Source organism: Paenibacillus sp. FSL P4-0338 (assembly GCF_038002365.1).
Classification (GTDB): Bacteria; Bacillota; Bacilli; order Paenibacillales; family Paenibacillaceae; genus Paenibacillus_AQ.
Genome location: NZ_JBBOCG010000002.1, coordinates 1679779 through 1696707, shown reverse-complemented (window position 1 = coordinate 1696707; position 16929 = coordinate 1679779). Strand labels below are relative to the sequence as shown.

General features: G+C 45.8%; 8 protein-coding genes. 1 reads left to right on the top strand and 7 read right to left on the bottom strand.

The window, feature by feature from the left end:
* The 6 genes from MKZ07_RS31445 to MKZ07_RS31420 form a co-directional block, all read right to left on the bottom strand.
* The gene (locus tag MKZ07_RS31445; protein ID WP_341029427.1) at positions 1-5559 is read right to left on the bottom strand and encodes a sugar-binding protein; all 5559 of its coding nucleotides are present in this window, start codon (positions 5557-5559) and stop codon (positions 1-3) included.
* Between the two features lie 54 nt (positions 5560-5613).
* Entirely contained in the window at positions 5614-6351 is a 738-nt protein-coding gene (locus MKZ07_RS31440) for a carbohydrate ABC transporter permease (protein ID WP_256706356.1), read from the bottom strand.
* 91 nt (positions 6352-6442) lie between these two features.
* Positions 6443-7327, bottom strand: a complete 885-nt coding sequence (locus tag MKZ07_RS31435) for a carbohydrate ABC transporter permease (RefSeq protein ID WP_341029425.1) — start codon at positions 7325-7327, stop codon at positions 6443-6445.
* Between the two features lie 76 nt (positions 7328-7403).
* The gene (locus MKZ07_RS31430; RefSeq protein WP_341029423.1) at positions 7404-8771 is read right to left on the bottom strand and encodes an ABC transporter substrate-binding protein; all 1368 of its coding nucleotides are present in this window, start codon (positions 8769-8771) and stop codon (positions 7404-7406) included.
* A gap of 187 nt (positions 8772-8958) precedes the next feature.
* Positions 8959-10566, bottom strand: coding sequence for a response regulator (locus MKZ07_RS31425; protein ID WP_341029420.1), 1608 nt, complete (start codon positions 10564-10566; stop codon positions 8959-8961).
* Between the two features lie 39 nt (positions 10567-10605).
* Complete coding sequence (locus tag MKZ07_RS31420; RefSeq protein WP_341029820.1) at positions 10606-12402, bottom strand: cache domain-containing sensor histidine kinase; 1797 nt, start codon at positions 12400-12402, stop codon at positions 10606-10608.
* A 271-nt stretch (positions 12403-12673) separates the two neighbouring features.
* Between MKZ07_RS31420 and MKZ07_RS31415 the strand changes: the two genes are divergently transcribed.
* Positions 12674-13639 (top strand): NAD(P)H-dependent flavin oxidoreductase, encoded by a 966-nt coding sequence (locus MKZ07_RS31415; RefSeq protein WP_076155258.1) that lies wholly within the window; start codon positions 12674-12676, stop codon positions 13637-13639.
* 98 nt (positions 13640-13737) lie between these two features.
* Here the strand turns inward: MKZ07_RS31415 and MKZ07_RS31410 are convergent, their stop codons facing one another.
* Entirely contained in the window at positions 13738-16821 is a 3084-nt protein-coding gene (locus tag MKZ07_RS31410) for a glycoside hydrolase family 2 TIM barrel-domain containing protein (protein ID WP_341029416.1), read from the bottom strand.
* Positions 16822-16929 lie beyond the last annotated feature (108 nt).

Sequence of the window (16929 nt, the reverse complement as noted above, 5' to 3'; positions counted from 1 at the left end):
TTAATTCAGAATTTTACGGGCCAGAATGGAGATATCCACGATGTCAATCATACCGTCGCCATTCAAATCCAGCCTTCTGTACTTATTCCAATTTGAATTTTGATTATTTTTGCCATAGGCGGATGCAATAATTGCAAGGTCACCAACACTTACTCTGTTGTCGTTATTGTAATCTCCTTCGATGGATTTAATCATTGAACCCTTGAAGCTTTGCAGAGCTGCGTGCAGCTTCAATGTCGCCTCTTCAATTCCTGCCTGGCCTACTCCCTGAGCCGAAGCCACCACTTGAGCGGTATCAATAGCTGCCTGGAGAGTTGCCTTCGAGCCTAATGGATACTGGCCAGGAGATACGCCTTCAAGGGCTGCATCATGCGTACTTTGCGCTTCCGCAATCAGAAGCAGCAAGCCCGTCTTATCCATGTTATTAATTCGGACTGTGTGAGTTGCACCCGCCCAATCTGATTCTTGGCCTGCGCCATTCGCAACCGTTAACGGAGTGACGCGAATGGAAGCGCTCTGCGGATTATCCGCTGCAACCGCTCTGAACTTAAGCTTAATCAATCCCTTGGTCATATCTGTATTTCCAATAGTAGTCCCGATGGTTCTAAGCTTGCCGGCTTCATTCACTTCACCAACTAATTTGAAATCCTGCTGAAGCGATTCCATTGATATGAATTCCAGCTTATCCGCATCATAATTAATCGTAATATCTAGCGCTTTGACATCTGTTCCAGCATGCGCCAAGCTGAATTCAACATCAAAATTTTTGCCGCCTTCAACGGTTCCCGGTCCGGTCAGCAACGCGCTGCCTTCTTGACCGCTGATCTCTTTCACAAGTCTAACCTCACCCCATTGTGAACCGTTATTATAGGACTGTCCGGACACATCGTGCCACATGATAATGTCCTGACGGCCACCCGTTGCTTTTGCGTCATTGATCTGCACATCAAATCCGATTACATGATCAGCCGCAGGCGCACCAGCTTTAAAGGGAATCTTGGTTTCAATGTAATAACCGCCATCCACTACTTTGGCAAAAGACTCAAAACCCGCACTGACACTGCCTGGATTAAAGCTTTTCTCATTAAGATAGTTAGTACGGTATTGTCCCATACCCGGTCCGTACGAGGTTTGTTTACTGTTGGTCTCATCTACAAAGATCTCGACCGAGTCCTTCTCATGCGCTTCGCTGCTGCTGCTGTTCAGCACAGGGTCTTTTACACGCACCAGAACATACAGGTTAGAATCGTCCCATAGCACTTTAGCGGAACCATCCGCCGGACCGTTCACCATTGTCAGATGCTTAAGGATCGGCAGCGTGACCGTCGTATTCCAGAGCGGGTCGAGCTCGGAGCCGCCGAGAACAGGCGTCCCGTATACAGCGGTTGCAACTCCGCCAGATAACAGTTGAAGCCCTTTGATTGCGTCACGCAGCGCGTAATAGGAATGATCCGCTGCTGTCTGCGAGATCTCCTCATTGGCGGCAGCAGCTTTGGCCTCACGTAATGCGCCTGCAAAAGCGTTCCATGAATCACTTGTATACATCGTTTTTTCCTTGTTACCTGCGGCCTCGATCAAGGCGGTCAGCAAGGTTGTGTCAACCTTTGGAACCACGGGGTTCGCGGACCCGCCGCGGCCGGCTTTAACCTCGTTAAAATACGTTTCTACTTTCGTGATTTCATCAGCGGTCAGCACCCTGTCGTAGATGAGAATCTGCAAGACTCTGCCCATGAAGCGGTGGGGGGTTGCAGCCGCCATCGTGTAACCTACGCTCAGATCCGGTCTGTTCCCCAAAAGGGCCTTAGCGTTGGTTCCGGGAGTGCCGATGACGTTGTTATTAACATAAACTTCTCTTTTGCTTCCGTTTAGCTGCGCCCGGACGCTGACCAGATCATCAGTGGCTGTTGTTGTAAATTGTTGCCCGCCGCCCGATACACTGCCATCCGCATTACCAAAGCGGACGTTAACCCGGTTTGTTCCTACCCCGAGACTAATACCGCTCCAACCGTCGTTGGCGGCCCACGTTTGGTAAGCCTCGTTCAATCCGAAATAAACAAGACCATTTTGGTCGCTGGAGTTATTGGCTATTGTCGTTGGTCTAACCAGTGTATATATTGTCATCTGTGTACTGCCGTTATAGTCTTTAAAGCCAGCAGCCTTTAACGGCTTCGAGTTCGCGGCGAATTCTACATAGTCGTAAACATCTTTCTTTAGCTTGGGATTCCCGTCAGGTGTTCCAAGATTATCGCCGCCGCTTCCGGGGACGTTTGCCGGGACAAGCTTCGCCGGGATGTTCCCCATATTTCTCCACCCCGTCACGTTGCCACTGCTATCCATTTCCACGCCCTCATCGCCCTTGAGCCATAAATCAAGACCATCTCTGGGAATATCGGCAGGCGTTACATCTCTCACCACAACACGAGCGTGCGACTGACTTCGAACTTCGCCGTCTTTCGCCAGCACAAAAATAATGTACGGACCGGGCACCATGGGCGCGGTCATTCCGAGCGCGTCGCCGGAGGCTACGGTTTCATCATCGCCTCCATCAAAATGTCCGCCGCTCGACGAAGAAATCCATATCTTTTGGGCCGCGTCGTCCAAATCGTAGGCAAATCTAACGGTCCCGCCGGGGGCTACGGACACATCAGCCGGGAGCAGCTTGTTTGCCACCGATACTGTGGTGGTAAAGTTGATGGTTATTTCAGGCTTCGAAGTGCTGCCTACCAGGGTCCAGTTTCCTTCGGTACGGATTTCGTAACCATCCGCCACGGGCTTGCCGTTAAGCGTGAAGGTGTATTCATCACTCAAAGTTAGTTTAAGCGGCCTTATGGCTGAAACTTCGTAGCTTTTCCCATCCACCACATTGGTTGCCGGCTCGCTCGCGTCAACGTATACCGTGTACTTGGAAGTGGCTGTTTCTCTCCCGTCTCCATATAATATAAATAGTTTGTATTGTCCTGCGGCAGATGGAGTGTTGATTGTTTTTTCATTGCCGGCAGCTTTTGTCATCGTAGCGCCTTCTTTAAAGACAGTTGTGTTTGCGGGTGCGAGCCAAACCGTGTCTTCCGCCTTAAGCAGACCTCTGCGGCTCAGCTTTTCACCGCTTGCACCCATGATGACATTGGAAGCCAGTTCAAACTCGGTATCGGCAATGAGGCTTCTTGGGATCATATGTGTGTATTCGTTGGTAAGACCCGAATTCAGAACGATTTCGTTGCCTGCAACGGGCCAAATGCGGGCTTCGCTTTTGTAATTGTCGTAAGTAGTCCTGGGGGCGCCATTCTGGTTGTTATTCCCGTCCACGTATCCGTCGATGGCAATCATGTCGCTTTTACGCTTCCAGTTGTTAAATTCAAAAAGACGGCTCTGTCCGGCTGCATGTGAGAGCTTTGACTGCACGACATTGCCTATCATCTTGATGAACGTGCTGCCTTCGTCGGGATGAAATCCGTTTGTCCAGTTGTTAGAGGTCGTGGGTTTGTCCGTTGGATTCGGGTTAAGGAAGTTGTAGTTCATCTCGGTGAAATTCGTCCAGTTGTCAGAATGCCAGTTACTAGACTTGTCGGTGACAGGGTTATTGGTCAGATTGTTGATAGTGTCCCATGTCCCTCCGCCCGGCAAATTACCCGGATCACCCTGTCGTCCCAAGGAGTAGATCGCCCCGGAGTCGTTAACTACCGTGCAAATTTCCTCTACCCTGTTATAGTTTATTTTGTTATTCCTGGAGGTCGTAGAGATTACTGGAGATCTTGCGATGCTCGTTTCATGCGTACCCTGATAAGGGCCGCCGGTCTTGTTGGTACCTTGGGCGGTAAAGCCGAAACCATCGTATTCGTCCCAGCCCCAGCCAATGCTCATCGCGCCGTAAGTAGAATCATACAGGAAGTTGTGCAGTACCTGCATATTCGTAGTGTAGAAAGAGGTTAGGGAGTTGGCGCCCGGGAATCCGTAGCAGTTTCTGTACAAAAAGTTATTTGTGATATAAATATTTTCCGGCACAGCTTCAGTACCTGCCTTGAATTTTTCCTTATTAACACCGGCCCAGTTCCTTATTGGCGTACCAGAGACCGACACACTAGACTCATGCTTTATCGGCTCATCGTTCTCATAGATATGCTGTGGATGTCCGATTACAACGCCGGAAGCGAGCGTATCTACGATATAGTTGCCCGTGACTTCGATATCCTTGACATCGTTCTCGACATGGATACCATTAAATCCGGTAAGTCCGATCTCACCGTTCAGCACCTTGATATTCCTCGCCCCGTTGATCATGACCGCTGCCGGCGGTATGTCATAGCCCCGGTAGAAGGTCTCATGCCAGTTTATGCTGCCGGGGAAGTAAGCTGTGTTCACGATAGAGCCCTGAACGGACGCATACCCGCGGGAACGGGTTGTTACCGGACCGGTTCCGTCGCTAAGAGTATAAGTGCCCGTCAGTTCATACAGTTTGTAGTCGGTATGGGCAAACTTCAGCCCGTTGAAAGTTATATTTTTGACACGTCCATCATCCGAGCCCTGGACAGGGTTTAACCGGTCTCCAACAGGGTCCCCTTGTATGTCGAGGACTGTCTCAAGTCTGGGGATGACCACATCAGCGGTATTAATGTCCTCGCCTGCAAGCGGGATGTAATATAGCGTGCTTTCCGCCTGGTCGAAATAGAAATCTCCGCGTTTGTTGAAGAACTCGAAAGCGTTGCGGATGACTTGATTGTTACCTGGATTGTATTGCGTGTTATTACTCAAAGACTGTGAAATCGCACCATATGGCATCTGGAACCGGAGCATAACACCGCCGGGCTTATTGCTCTCTGCCGGAGCCTGTTCGATTGATGCGAAGGTGACAAACGGCCGCGACCACCTGGCGGTAGAACCGCCGATACTTTCGGCTTCGATGTTTTGGGGGTTTTTCGTTGCCGTACTCAGACCTACGCTGGCATCGAATACGATAGCCGCCCGAATATTGCTGCCGTTTTGCCACGCCCAGGGGTTATTGGCAGCGGTAAAGCTGGCTGTAGGGGTGCCGGTGACGGTTCTGTTGGCTGAAACGATTTGCGGGCTCAGCGTCATGGTAGCGCCTTTATCGTTTACATAGATCATCCGCAACTTATCGCTCCGGTTAAGGGTCGTTTTATACGCCTTTAAGCCGCCAGTCTGGGTAAGGCCAACCGCTTCGGTCCATACGCCTTTTTTCAGCATTTCACCGGCGCTGATTACCGGCTTCGCACCCGGCGCCGCCTCATAGCGAATCGTGCTGCTTGCACTTCCGGAATCATCCTTGTCAAAAACCAGCGTTTCATCAAGCGAATAGTATCCATCCGCAATTTGAACCACGATATCACCGCCGGTCTTAGGCAGAGTCCTTACTGCTGCCTTTGCCTTGGCAAGCGTTTTATACGGCTTTCCTTGTGTTCCATCCCCTGTGTTATCATTGCCATTTGTAGCAACATAGATAGTTACACTTGGCACACTGTCAGCCGAGACTACCGGCCCTGAGAATGGCAGCATGGGAATTACCATGATCAAAGTCAGAATCCATATTAATGCTCTTCTTCGCATTTCCATCCCCCTCTTGGATCACTTATCAGATGTCCCTTCTCCCACTTCACATTCTCACTTCAGAATTGCACCTGCAGTTAACGCATTTTCGATCTTTTCGTTGCCTATTAAATAAACGATGATCATAGGCAGGCTGGACAGCAGCATACTCGCGCCGATCGGCCCCCAATCCGTAACTCCCACATTAATGAAGAAACCAAGCAACCCGACTGTAAGCGGCCGGAATTGATCCTTGGAAGCAATAATAAATGCAAGCGGAAATTCGTTCCAGATTCGAATGAATATCAGAACACATTGCGTCACGAGCGCTGGCATTACGATTGGAAATATGATTTTGATATACGTTTGATAGACATTCGCCCCATCTATGCATGATGCTTCTTCCAGCTCCTTAGGCAAAGAACGGAAAAAGGCATACAGCATCAGTACGCAGGAAGCAATGGCGAAGCCAGAATACGGCAAGATAAGACCCAAATAACTATTTTTAATATGCATCCATTTAACCAACTGGAATAACGGAATAACGACTACTTCGATCGGGACAATTAAACCCATAGATACATAAAACAACATTGCCGAATTGAATCTCCATTGCATACGGCTGAGGCAATAAGCAAGCATGCTGCCCGTTGTCAACGTAATGGCAATTGTGCCTGTGGTATAAATCACGCTGTTCTCGAAATACGTATAAAAATGATATTTGGACAGCGCTTCGCTGAAGTTCAGCCAGTCCAAGGAAGACGGTAATCCAAAAGGATTGTCGTAAGCTTCACTTTTGGACTTTAATGACATCGTTACCATCCAGTACAAGGGAAATAGAAATGTGCATCCCATAGCTACCCAAAACACTCGGCTTAATAATTTCAGAAAGCTCCCCCCCAGCTTAAAACTCCAGTTTTTCTCTGGCAACGTACCTTTGAATGACAAAGGAGATCAAAAGGCATTCCAGAATAAAAATAACGGCGATCGCATTACCTTTGCCAAATTCGGAAGTATCAAACGCCGTATAATACATCTGGTAGATGACCGTCCTGGATAGATCTCCCGGACCTCCTGCCGTCATGACTCGTACATGCGAATAAAATGCCATTGAGCCTAATGTTGACAGAATAAGTACGTATTTGATTACATTCTGCAGCAAGGGGATCGTAATTCTTAAGCAAACTTGAATATAATTAGCGCCGTCGATTAATGCAGCTTCATAGTAACTCTTGGGTATAGTCTTGATTCCTGTATAAAATAGCAATGCGTTCAGTCCAATATATTGCCATAGGAAGGTCACTCCAATGCTGGGCATCACCGTTTTCTTTTCCGTTAACCACGAATGCGTCCAGGAATGTAGTCCTAACGAATCGAGAATCTTGTTCAGTAAACCCCAATTTGGTTCGTAGAACGCCACCCAAATCTGGGCAACAACCGTGACCGACAAGATAGCCGGAAACATCGCCACCGTCTTGAAGAATCGGCGAAACCTCGGTGTTTGAGCGTCCATAAAAAACGCAAGCATCATCGACAAGGGCAGCCCCAGCAATAATGAGATACCTACAATGAGATACGTATTCTTATGAGCGGTCCAAAAGGATGAGGTAGCCATCACTTCTTTGTAATTATTCAAACCCACAAAACCCAAATTTCTAAACCCGTCATGCTTATGCAGGCTCACCCAGATCTCCGGCAGCAAAGGGTATACGCAGAATAAGGTGAACAGCAGCAATGCAGGGAAAGCAAACACAAATATAGATACTTTCGTGCTAAAGTACTTGTTCATCGCTCTCTCCACCATTTAATTTGTGTCTAAACCCCCTTGGATCTATACGAAGGGGATTTAGCAGTTATTGCGTCTTTTACTTGTCAAACCACGTATTTTCGCTCCAGATCTTGTTCATCGCCACATTAAAATCTTCGGCTGCGTACTCGCCCGTTAATAAATTCGCTCCCTGCGTAGACATTTCGGCAGACGTCCTCGAATCTAGCGAATTAAGTGCCCATGACGCGATTTTATTCGGAATCGGATTGTACCAGTCAACGAACTTCTGCATCAGCGGGCTCCTGTCCATTGCCTGGTTGCCTGTCTGTAAAGATATAGGAGCACCGAGAGATTCAAAGTATAATGCATCCGCCATGGCTAGAAATTCAGCAAGCTTGACAGCCTCTTCCGGGTTCTCCGTTTTGCCGTTGACCGCATAACCGTTAAGCGGAGAACCCCAGAACTGTACGTTCTCTGCAGGGCTATACTTATCGCTGGCGCTTGGAAACGGGAAGAAGTCAACCGTTTCGTCTTTTGCGAGATTTGGCAGCTCCCAAGTAAACATCCATAACATAGCCGCCTTTTTGGACGTAAACATTTCCAGCGCCGGACCGTAATCCAAATTGGAAATACCGTCTGGGAACACGCCTTCCTTGACCAACGTTTCGATGCGAGCTGCACCTTCCTTGACGGAAGGATTGTTGAAGTCCGTTTTGTTGCTGACAAGGTCGGCCATCGCCTGCGGATCACCGATTTGAATCATTTGCTGCAGCATAAAGAGCTTCGGCCCCCATCCGTCCTTGCCTGGAGTCACAGCCGGTACCATGCCCTTGCTCTTGAGCGTCTTCGAGATTTGAATCAGCTCGTCGAACGTAGTTGGCACTTGAACCCCTGCTTGCTCGAACATGTCTTTGTGATAGAAGATAACAGGGGTAAAATACGTGTCCGCTCCGGAAGACAAGCTGTAGATCCCGTTATCGACATGCTTTAACGCATCAGGCACCGAGTATTTGTCCAAGAAACCGTCCTTGGAAATATAAGGTGACAGATCCAGAATGCTGCCTGTGCTCTTCAATGGCGTAAAGAAGCCGGCATCATTCCAGAATACGTCCGGCATATCCCCGGAAGCATTCAACGTCTTCAATTTGTTAGCCATTTCCTCACCGCCGCCGCCCGGCTCAAACTCGATTTCAAGATTAGGAAGCGCTGCAGCAATATTCGGTTTGATGAATTTGTCCATAATGTTGTTGCGGTTCTCGTCGGTCGTAAGCGTTATGACTCTCATCTTGATTTTTTTGCCGTCCGTCTTCGTAGTATTCTTGGTATCCTCCGTGCTTACTGCCGAGGGTGACGGATTGTCGGATGACTGGCTGGAACTTGGTTCATTCCCACTGCTGCATGCCGATGAAACCAGAAAAATACTTGCCATAAGGAACATAGCTGCTGCCTTCGACCTCTTTTTCATTGTTTACCTCCCCTATTTAGCGAAGCGGATATCGGATTGATATTGAAAGCGTTATCAATCTTGTGATCATTTTACGAATCTTCCCACACTTAGTACAGAGATTATTCTCGGGCCAGCAGTAAAATTAACGGCAAAAAAATAGACGATAAAGGCAAAGTTTTCACTTTCCCTCTAACGTCTGCATAGGCTACCGGCTTTGATTCACATATTTGCTGGGCGTGATTCCCATATATTTTTTGAAGCATTTACTGAAATAATTGGCGTCCGCATAACCCACCCGGTTCGCTACGTCTTGAATAACCTTCTCTCCCTGATCAAAAAGCTCTTTAGCTTTAGTAATCCGTATTTCGGTCAGGTAGTCATTGATCGTGAAGGTTGTTTCTTTTTTGAACACGAAGCAGAGATGATTATAGTTCATATGAACGCTTTTTGCGATATCCTCGATTCGTAATTCATCGTTGCCATAGTGCCCCGAAATATACGTTTTGACCGCCTCTATGACTTTGACGGCTCTATTGGGTTTGCGGCTATGCACATGATCCATGGTCTTTAGAACTAATACACGTATCCAGTCCTCCAGCTCGTTGAAGGTTTTCATCCGCTGAACGTGTTGTATCATATCGGGCTGTGTCGTATTTAGGAAGACATCTTCAAACGTTTGCGAGGCTTCGGACAAAAATTCCAGGCATGTGGATACGATTTCGATTCCGGCGAGAAACAGCATTTCCATAGTTGCATTTTTAACGCGGGTATCATAAAAAAAATTCGAGAGCCATTCTGCCGTCTCGGCCTGGTTACCGATTCGCATGTGCATCAGCAAGCTGCTTCTTTTATCCACCGAGAACAACCCAACCTTTATCCCGGATTCGGCTACCTGGGAATGTGCGAATACCTTGTTACCTCCCCAGACAAACCGATGCTTCAAGGCGATTAACGCTTCCTTGTACGAAACCGCAACCGACTCAAACTTGTCGTAACCATTCCCTAAGCCGATCGTTACCGTACAATCCAAATTGTCCTGCACGTTTAATCGAATACGTTCGCAAATCGTTTCCAGCTTGTTGAAGGAGCCGTCAGACGATCCTATGATTAGAACCAGACGAGCATCCTGATCGTGACAGCCTACACACTGAAAGGCACTTTGCATATCATTTTGAGCGATTTCCTGTAACTTGGCTTGGCGAATCCGCATGCCCTCCTCAAGATTCCTCTCATCGCTTGAATCCAGGTCGACAACAATCACCCGATAATGCAGCCCTTCGAGCTTTATTCCCAAATCATTTAATCGATCCCATTCGGAAGGTGCCCTAGAGATAGCCTTGCCCTGCAGCCAACCGTTCAGCACTTGCTCCTTCAGGACAGACAAGCCCTCGCTCGCCTGCCTTCTTAAATCGTCCAATTCAAGCTTGCCCAGACGCTCCGTTCGTATAAGTTCCTTTATATCTAATAAGGAGCTTTGGAGTTCTTCTTCGTTGATGGGTTTCAGCACGTAATTAACAACGCCTAATTGCACGGCCTGTCTGGCATACACGAACTCGCTGTGGCCTGACAACACCAGAAATTTAGTTGTCTGGTCGCGCTCCTTGGCTTTGTGTATGAACTCCAATCCATCCATAATCGGCATATTCATATCGACCAGCACAACATCAGGCTCTAACTCGGTCATCTGCTCCAGCGCTTCCGCCCCGTTTTTGGCTTCCCCCGCAATTTGAAAGCCCAGTTCACTCCATGGCAGCGAAATCTTCAAGGCTTGCCTGAAGTAATATTCATCATCGACGATAAGCACTTTGTACATGGTCTTTCCTCCTATTCTGTTCACTCCTTATTTTGCGGATTAATGATAACGAAGAGGCAGTACGATTATAATTTTCGTAGAAACTCCGTAATCGCTTTCAACCTGCAGTCCGTATCTTTCCCCGTACAGCATTCGAATCCGGTTGGATACGCTTCTGAGACCAAATCCGTTAATTTCATCAGGAACGCTGGTCCCATCCATAATCGCCTTGATCTGCTCCTTGTGCATCCCGGCGCCGTTATCATAAATTTCAATTTCCAGATGGTCTCCGCTTCGTTTTCCTGAAATGCGTATGATTCCTTTTTCCTGTTTGAGCTTCAATCCGTGATAGATCGCATTCTCGACGATGGGCTGCAAGGTCAGCTTCGGTATCGAATAGGACAAAATTTCATTGTCAATTTCCATCGTATACTCCATATATTCCACATAACGCAGCTGTTGAATTTCCAAATAGCTTTCCGTTAAACGCATCTCGTCACCTATCGGTATGATATCGTCACCTTTGCTTAACGAGATCTTATAGAAATTCGCCATGTATTGGGCTGCCTGTATGGCTTGCTTCCCTAAGCCCAGCTTAATGAGTGAAATAATGGTTTCAACCGTATTGTACAAAAAATGAGGCTTCACTTGCGATTGCAGCAATTTGAATTCTATCTCAGCCTTTGTCCTTTGTTTCTCAACGTTTTCGGCCATAAGCACCTCTATGCGATCCATTAAGTTATTGAAGCCCTCGCTTAAATATCCGATCTCGTCTTTGGATTGGTAGGGGCTTCTGACTTGCATCTGTCCGGACCGGATTTGCCTCATTGTCTTGGCCAGCTGGAAGATGTGCCGTGTGATCGACCGTGACAGCAGGAAGGACACAATTAATGCCAGCAACAAGCATGCTGCACCGACCCCGAGAATCAATTGATTGATTTCTTTCCGGCCTGAAGAAATATTCTTCATCGGGATAGCGCTTACAATTGTCCATTTCAACGGTTCGAAGCGATGGGTGAATATCAACATTTCTTCACTTCCGCTGCCCTGGGTAAAGGTTGTGTCTTCACCCTTCTCGGGAATGCTTATGGAGACAACTTCCTTGAAATCCCGGTACAATTTGGCTTTATTCTGTGAGGAAATAATTCGGCCGGCGGAATCGACGATATAAAATTCCCCGCCCTTATTTTCCTCTTCCTCGTAAATCGAGGCAATCGTCGTTTCTTTCACGTACAAAAAAATTCGGCCAATCGTTTTACCGGTATCTTTGTGAATGACCGTTTTGGAAACCGCAAATACGCTGTCTTCCCCTTCATACAAAAATCCGAATTTCATCAAGCCTGTCCAAATGGGTAAATAGTAACGATCCTCCGCTCCATAACCGTCACCGAATATGCGTGAAGCATAGGCGTTATCAGCAAACCCGACGTCTACCCAGTGATGATTCGCGGTGAGGATGCTTACCGCTTTGATTCTTGTGTTAGGCTCCACAATATTGCTGATCGTCTCTGAAAGTGTTTTTTTCATCGAAAGGTTATTTAAACCCTCAGCCGACTTGCTCGCATTCTGCTCATTATTTAATAATAAGTCGTTATAAAGCACGTTCTGCAAACGATAATCGCTGGCCAGAATTTTTGAATAATCTTCAATTGTAGATACCAAGGTTTGAAGGTTGTTTTTGATGAGCACAAGCTCCCGGGATGAATTATTGATCTCTTTCTCAATAATGGCCTTCTGTGAAATCGTGTTGGCAAAGTACGACTGAGTTGAAATAAATACGATAATGATTAATACATTCGATATGAATATTTTGTTTTTAATCGAAATCCCGCCTATATACCTCGAGAACCCTTTCATCACGCGCTGCCTTCCTTCCTTTTCCCCTATTGATATCCTATATTTCTTTGTATGTCATAATAGCACTCCTCATCAGTCAAAACTTAATTTTTAAAATATTTTTCTATAATTAATCCAGGTAGGAGTTCTCATGCGATTTCGGAGACATGATATTTAACATAGTTCGAGCATGTTTACAGTCACATCCGGAAAAGACTTTACTGTGTTACGATAATCTTATTACTCTTGCGGAGTTATAATAATGTCAACAACTTGCGAAAGAGGTGTGTAATTGAAACTTCCAACCATCCAATTCGGACATATTAAATCGAGGGTTCCTGTTATTCAAGGTGGCATGGGTGTAGGCATATCCTTAAGCGGACTAGCTGCTGCTGTAGCCAATGCAGGCGGGATTGGCACCATCTCTGGTACAGGAATCACTACTGAAGAGCTGAGAATACATATTCGCCAAACAAGAGAACTCTCTAAAGGGATCGGCTATATCGGTGTGAATGTACTATTCGCTGTGAAAGACTTTGCCGAAAAAATGAAGGTTGCTTTAGAAGAAAAGGTTGACTTTATCATTTCTGGAGCTGGCATTTCGAGAGATATCTATGCTTGGGGTAGAGAATATGGCACTCCTGTCGTAACAATTGTTTCATCCGCCAAATTAGCCCGAATTTCCGAAAGACTTGGTGCTTCCGCAGTGGTTGTGGAAGGGTTCGAAGCCGGGGGGCATTTAGGTACAGACAGATCCATGTTTGATATCCTTCCTGAAGTCTTAGAGGCCGTTTCGATTCCCGTTATTGCTGCAGGTGGAATTCTGACAGGGGATGATATCGCAAAAGCCCTTCGGATGGGCGCATCTGGTGTTCAAATGGGTACCCGATTTGTGGCTAGCCATGAGTGTGATGCTCCCTTAGCCTTCAAGCAAAAGTATGTAGATGCTCAGCAAGGAGATACTGTCCTCATCAAGTCTACTGTGGGTCTAGAAGGCAGAGCGATTCGGAATGAATTTACGGAACGGATCAGTAATGATGCCAAATTAAAGATTGTCAAATGCTATGATTGTCTAAAGGTCTGTTCACATCGCTTCTGTACAATGGAATCCCTGCTCACTTCCCTTAGAGGAGATGTTAAGAACGGATTGGTTTTTGCCGGGTCCAGAGTTCATGAGATTAAAGAGATTTTGTCTGTACAGCAGATTATCGACAATTTAATGAATGAGTATCAAGTGGCATTGAATCCTACCTTTTAAAGTTGTTCTAAGATACAGAAACACAAATAGCCTGTAGAAAGAGAAATTAATTTCTCATCTCTACAAGCTATTTTTCAAATTACCTCTATTAGTTTTTCTTAAGAAATGATCTCTATAGTTACCGTATAAACATAGATACCTTTCTTAATTTGATAGGGATCGTGAATATTCTTGGTCCAGCCGGTATCTCCACCCAGACCTGCATGTTTGTAATCAATATTAAGATAAACAGAATCTGAATTTCCCAGCTCGTCTTCATAGGCGGCGTTGTCATATTGCTCAATGCTGTGCCCATGAATATCAAAATGGAAATGTCCCGCTGCCGATACTTTTACTGCTTGTTCTTTGGATGACAAATATAAATACCGGACATCCTCCTTACCACCGCATTCTACCGGTAAGATATAGGGTACGTGCTGCTGTTCTACAGTGCTCTCATATACTCCAACGAATGCGGCAGATTTACGATCCGCGTAGTTCTCCCATGGCCCGCGACCATACCATTTCAACTTCTTCCAAGCATCAGAGAACTTAAAGCTTAACCCAATTCTCGGGAGAGTATCGACCTTGGCATTGTTCACAACTGTATTGGTGATTTCTATGCCTTTGCCGCCGACGGTATAATTAGTTTTTGTTTCAATGCATCCATGATATATACAATGAACTTGAATGATAACAGCAGTAGGTGCTGCAAATACCCGAATCTTCTTGATTTCTTTTTGATGGGAATGGAGTCCGAGAGCTTTCCACTCATCTGCATAATTGGACGATTCGAGATGAATACCTGCATCAATTCCTGTCGGAGGGCGATAAAAGTTATTTGTTCCTCCCGTGAAATAATTCTTGTTATTGTATTTTACAGTGATGAACTCTGCTGTTTCTTTCGAGAAAAGTACCGTTGTATTTTCATTATATATATGAATTTCATTTGTCGTTTCATCATACCTCAAACTATCCTTTTCTATCTCTCCGGTATGCACTTTATTAACAGAATCTTTAATCTCTATCTGGCATGCATAAATACAGGTTCCCTTATTAGAATAAAAGGTGTCCTCTTCCAAATAAGCATAGAAATTAACAAAAGCTTCCCCGGAGACTTTAGACGAATCATATGGCGCTTGAAGCTTATCAACGGATCCGGGTGCTGTGTGATATCTAGGCAAACTACCGCTTTCAACCACCTTTCCATCGCAAACTAGCTCCCACACCATATTCAAATGGCTTAAATCCCGATGCGTGTAATGATTATAAATTCGATAGCCATGATTCCCAGGCATGTAATCCATTTGGATAGGAGATTGTACATTTTTTATTTCATGCGCAGCCGGCTTGAGCGTTAGATCTGGGAAAACTATACCATTCAAGCACATATCAGGAGCAGGATCAGTAACTTCTTCATGGAATGCCCCGCCATAGACATACTTTTTATTTCCGTCTTTATCCTGCTTAACAAGCGCCTTATCCTGAAAATCCCAAATAAATCCTCCTTGAAACCGCGGGAATTTATGAATGAGATCCCAAAATTCCTTAAAGTTTCCGTTACTGTTACTTTTCGCGTACGCATATTCACACATAATAAAAGGACGCAAATCTTCGCTATCAGCCATGACATCCAAGATCCAATCTTTCTGAGGATACATAGGCGCCACAATATCGGAGATATTTGCCGGAGGACTCAGAGACTCATACTGAACATACCTTGTTTTGTCATACTCCTTAATCCAGCCGTACATCGCAGCATGATTCGCTCCATAACCGGATTCATTACCCAGAGACCAGAGAATAATGGATGGATGATTTTTATCTCTCAGAACCATCCGTGTAGCCCGTTCCATATACGCATGTGTCCATTCGGGGGATGCGCTTAACTGGCCGCCAAGACCGTGTGTTTCAATATTGGCTTCATCCACCAGGTAAATGCCCAGTTCATCACACAGGTCATACCACTCGATGGCGTGCGGATAGTGACTTGTTCTTACCGCATTGATATTCAGCGATTTCATGACCTTGATTTGCTCACGCATATATTCTGTTGTTACGACTCGTCCTGTTTCAGGACAAAAGGCATGAAGATTGGTTCCCCGTATAATGAGACGCTTCCCATTAATTCTCAGGACCCCTTTTCGATCGATCTTCACTTCACGGAAGCCGACATTCGCGCTCTCAATATCAACTACATTTCCAGAACAATCAATCATTTCTAAGACCAATTTATAGAGATAAGGGTTCTCGTCGCTCCACAATTGAGGATTTGAAATGGTTTTCGTAACCTTTGCTACATATTTCTCTCGCAGGTAGAAATCACAATCCGCAAACTTTGGCGTTTCAAACGCAGTAACCAATTTCTGCTCGCTATCATAAAGGGACAACCGAACATGGGCATCACCATAACCATTCGCTTGATTATTAGGTAGAACCGTTACGCTTAATTCGGCATTGTTATAATTACCTGAAAAGAGGGTTTCGACCTTATAATCATGGATGCGCATACGTGGTTTTGCATAAATAAGAACATCCCGGTAGATCCCCGAGAGATGCCAGTAATCCTGATCCTCCAGATAAGTACCGGCTCCAAACCGCATAACCTGAACAGCTATACGGTTTTGCCCCTTTTGAATGTAATCCGTGATATCGAAAGAAGCGTTAAGCTTACTGTCCTGAGAATAACCAACCAGCTTGCCGTTTAACCAAAGATAAAAACACGATTCTACACCTCCAAAATCAATAAATATATCCCTTTCGTAAAAATGTTCGTCAACTTCAAACGTTAGGACGTAACAACCGGTAAGATTACTCTCCGGCACATGAGGCGGATTCAAAATGTATTCATTCTTCTTGAGTTGAATCTCGTGATGTGAACCCTCCCCTTTTTGAACAAAGGGATACAACATATTGGTGTATACAGGTTTTCCATACCCCGAAAGTTCCCAATGGGAAGGAACCGGAATATGATCCCACTGGGAAACATCATGTTCAGGACTATAGAATTCATCCGTTACTTCATCGGGAGACCCAAACATTTTAAACTTCCACATTCCATTCAGGCTCTTCACATATTTAGACTTTCTCCGGTCTCCGCTTAAAGCCTGTTCAACGGTTTCGTATACTCCGTAGGGCTCATGCATGGGATAACGGTTTTTTTGAGTAACATGTTGATTTTCCCAATCTCTGCTTAGCTTCATTGGCTTCAATAACACTCCCATCGATTGTTCTAATTGGTTGATCTTTCAATGTAGATACCCCTATAATAGAAGGAAAATCCCTTATATTAAATGTTGAGTATGGTATTT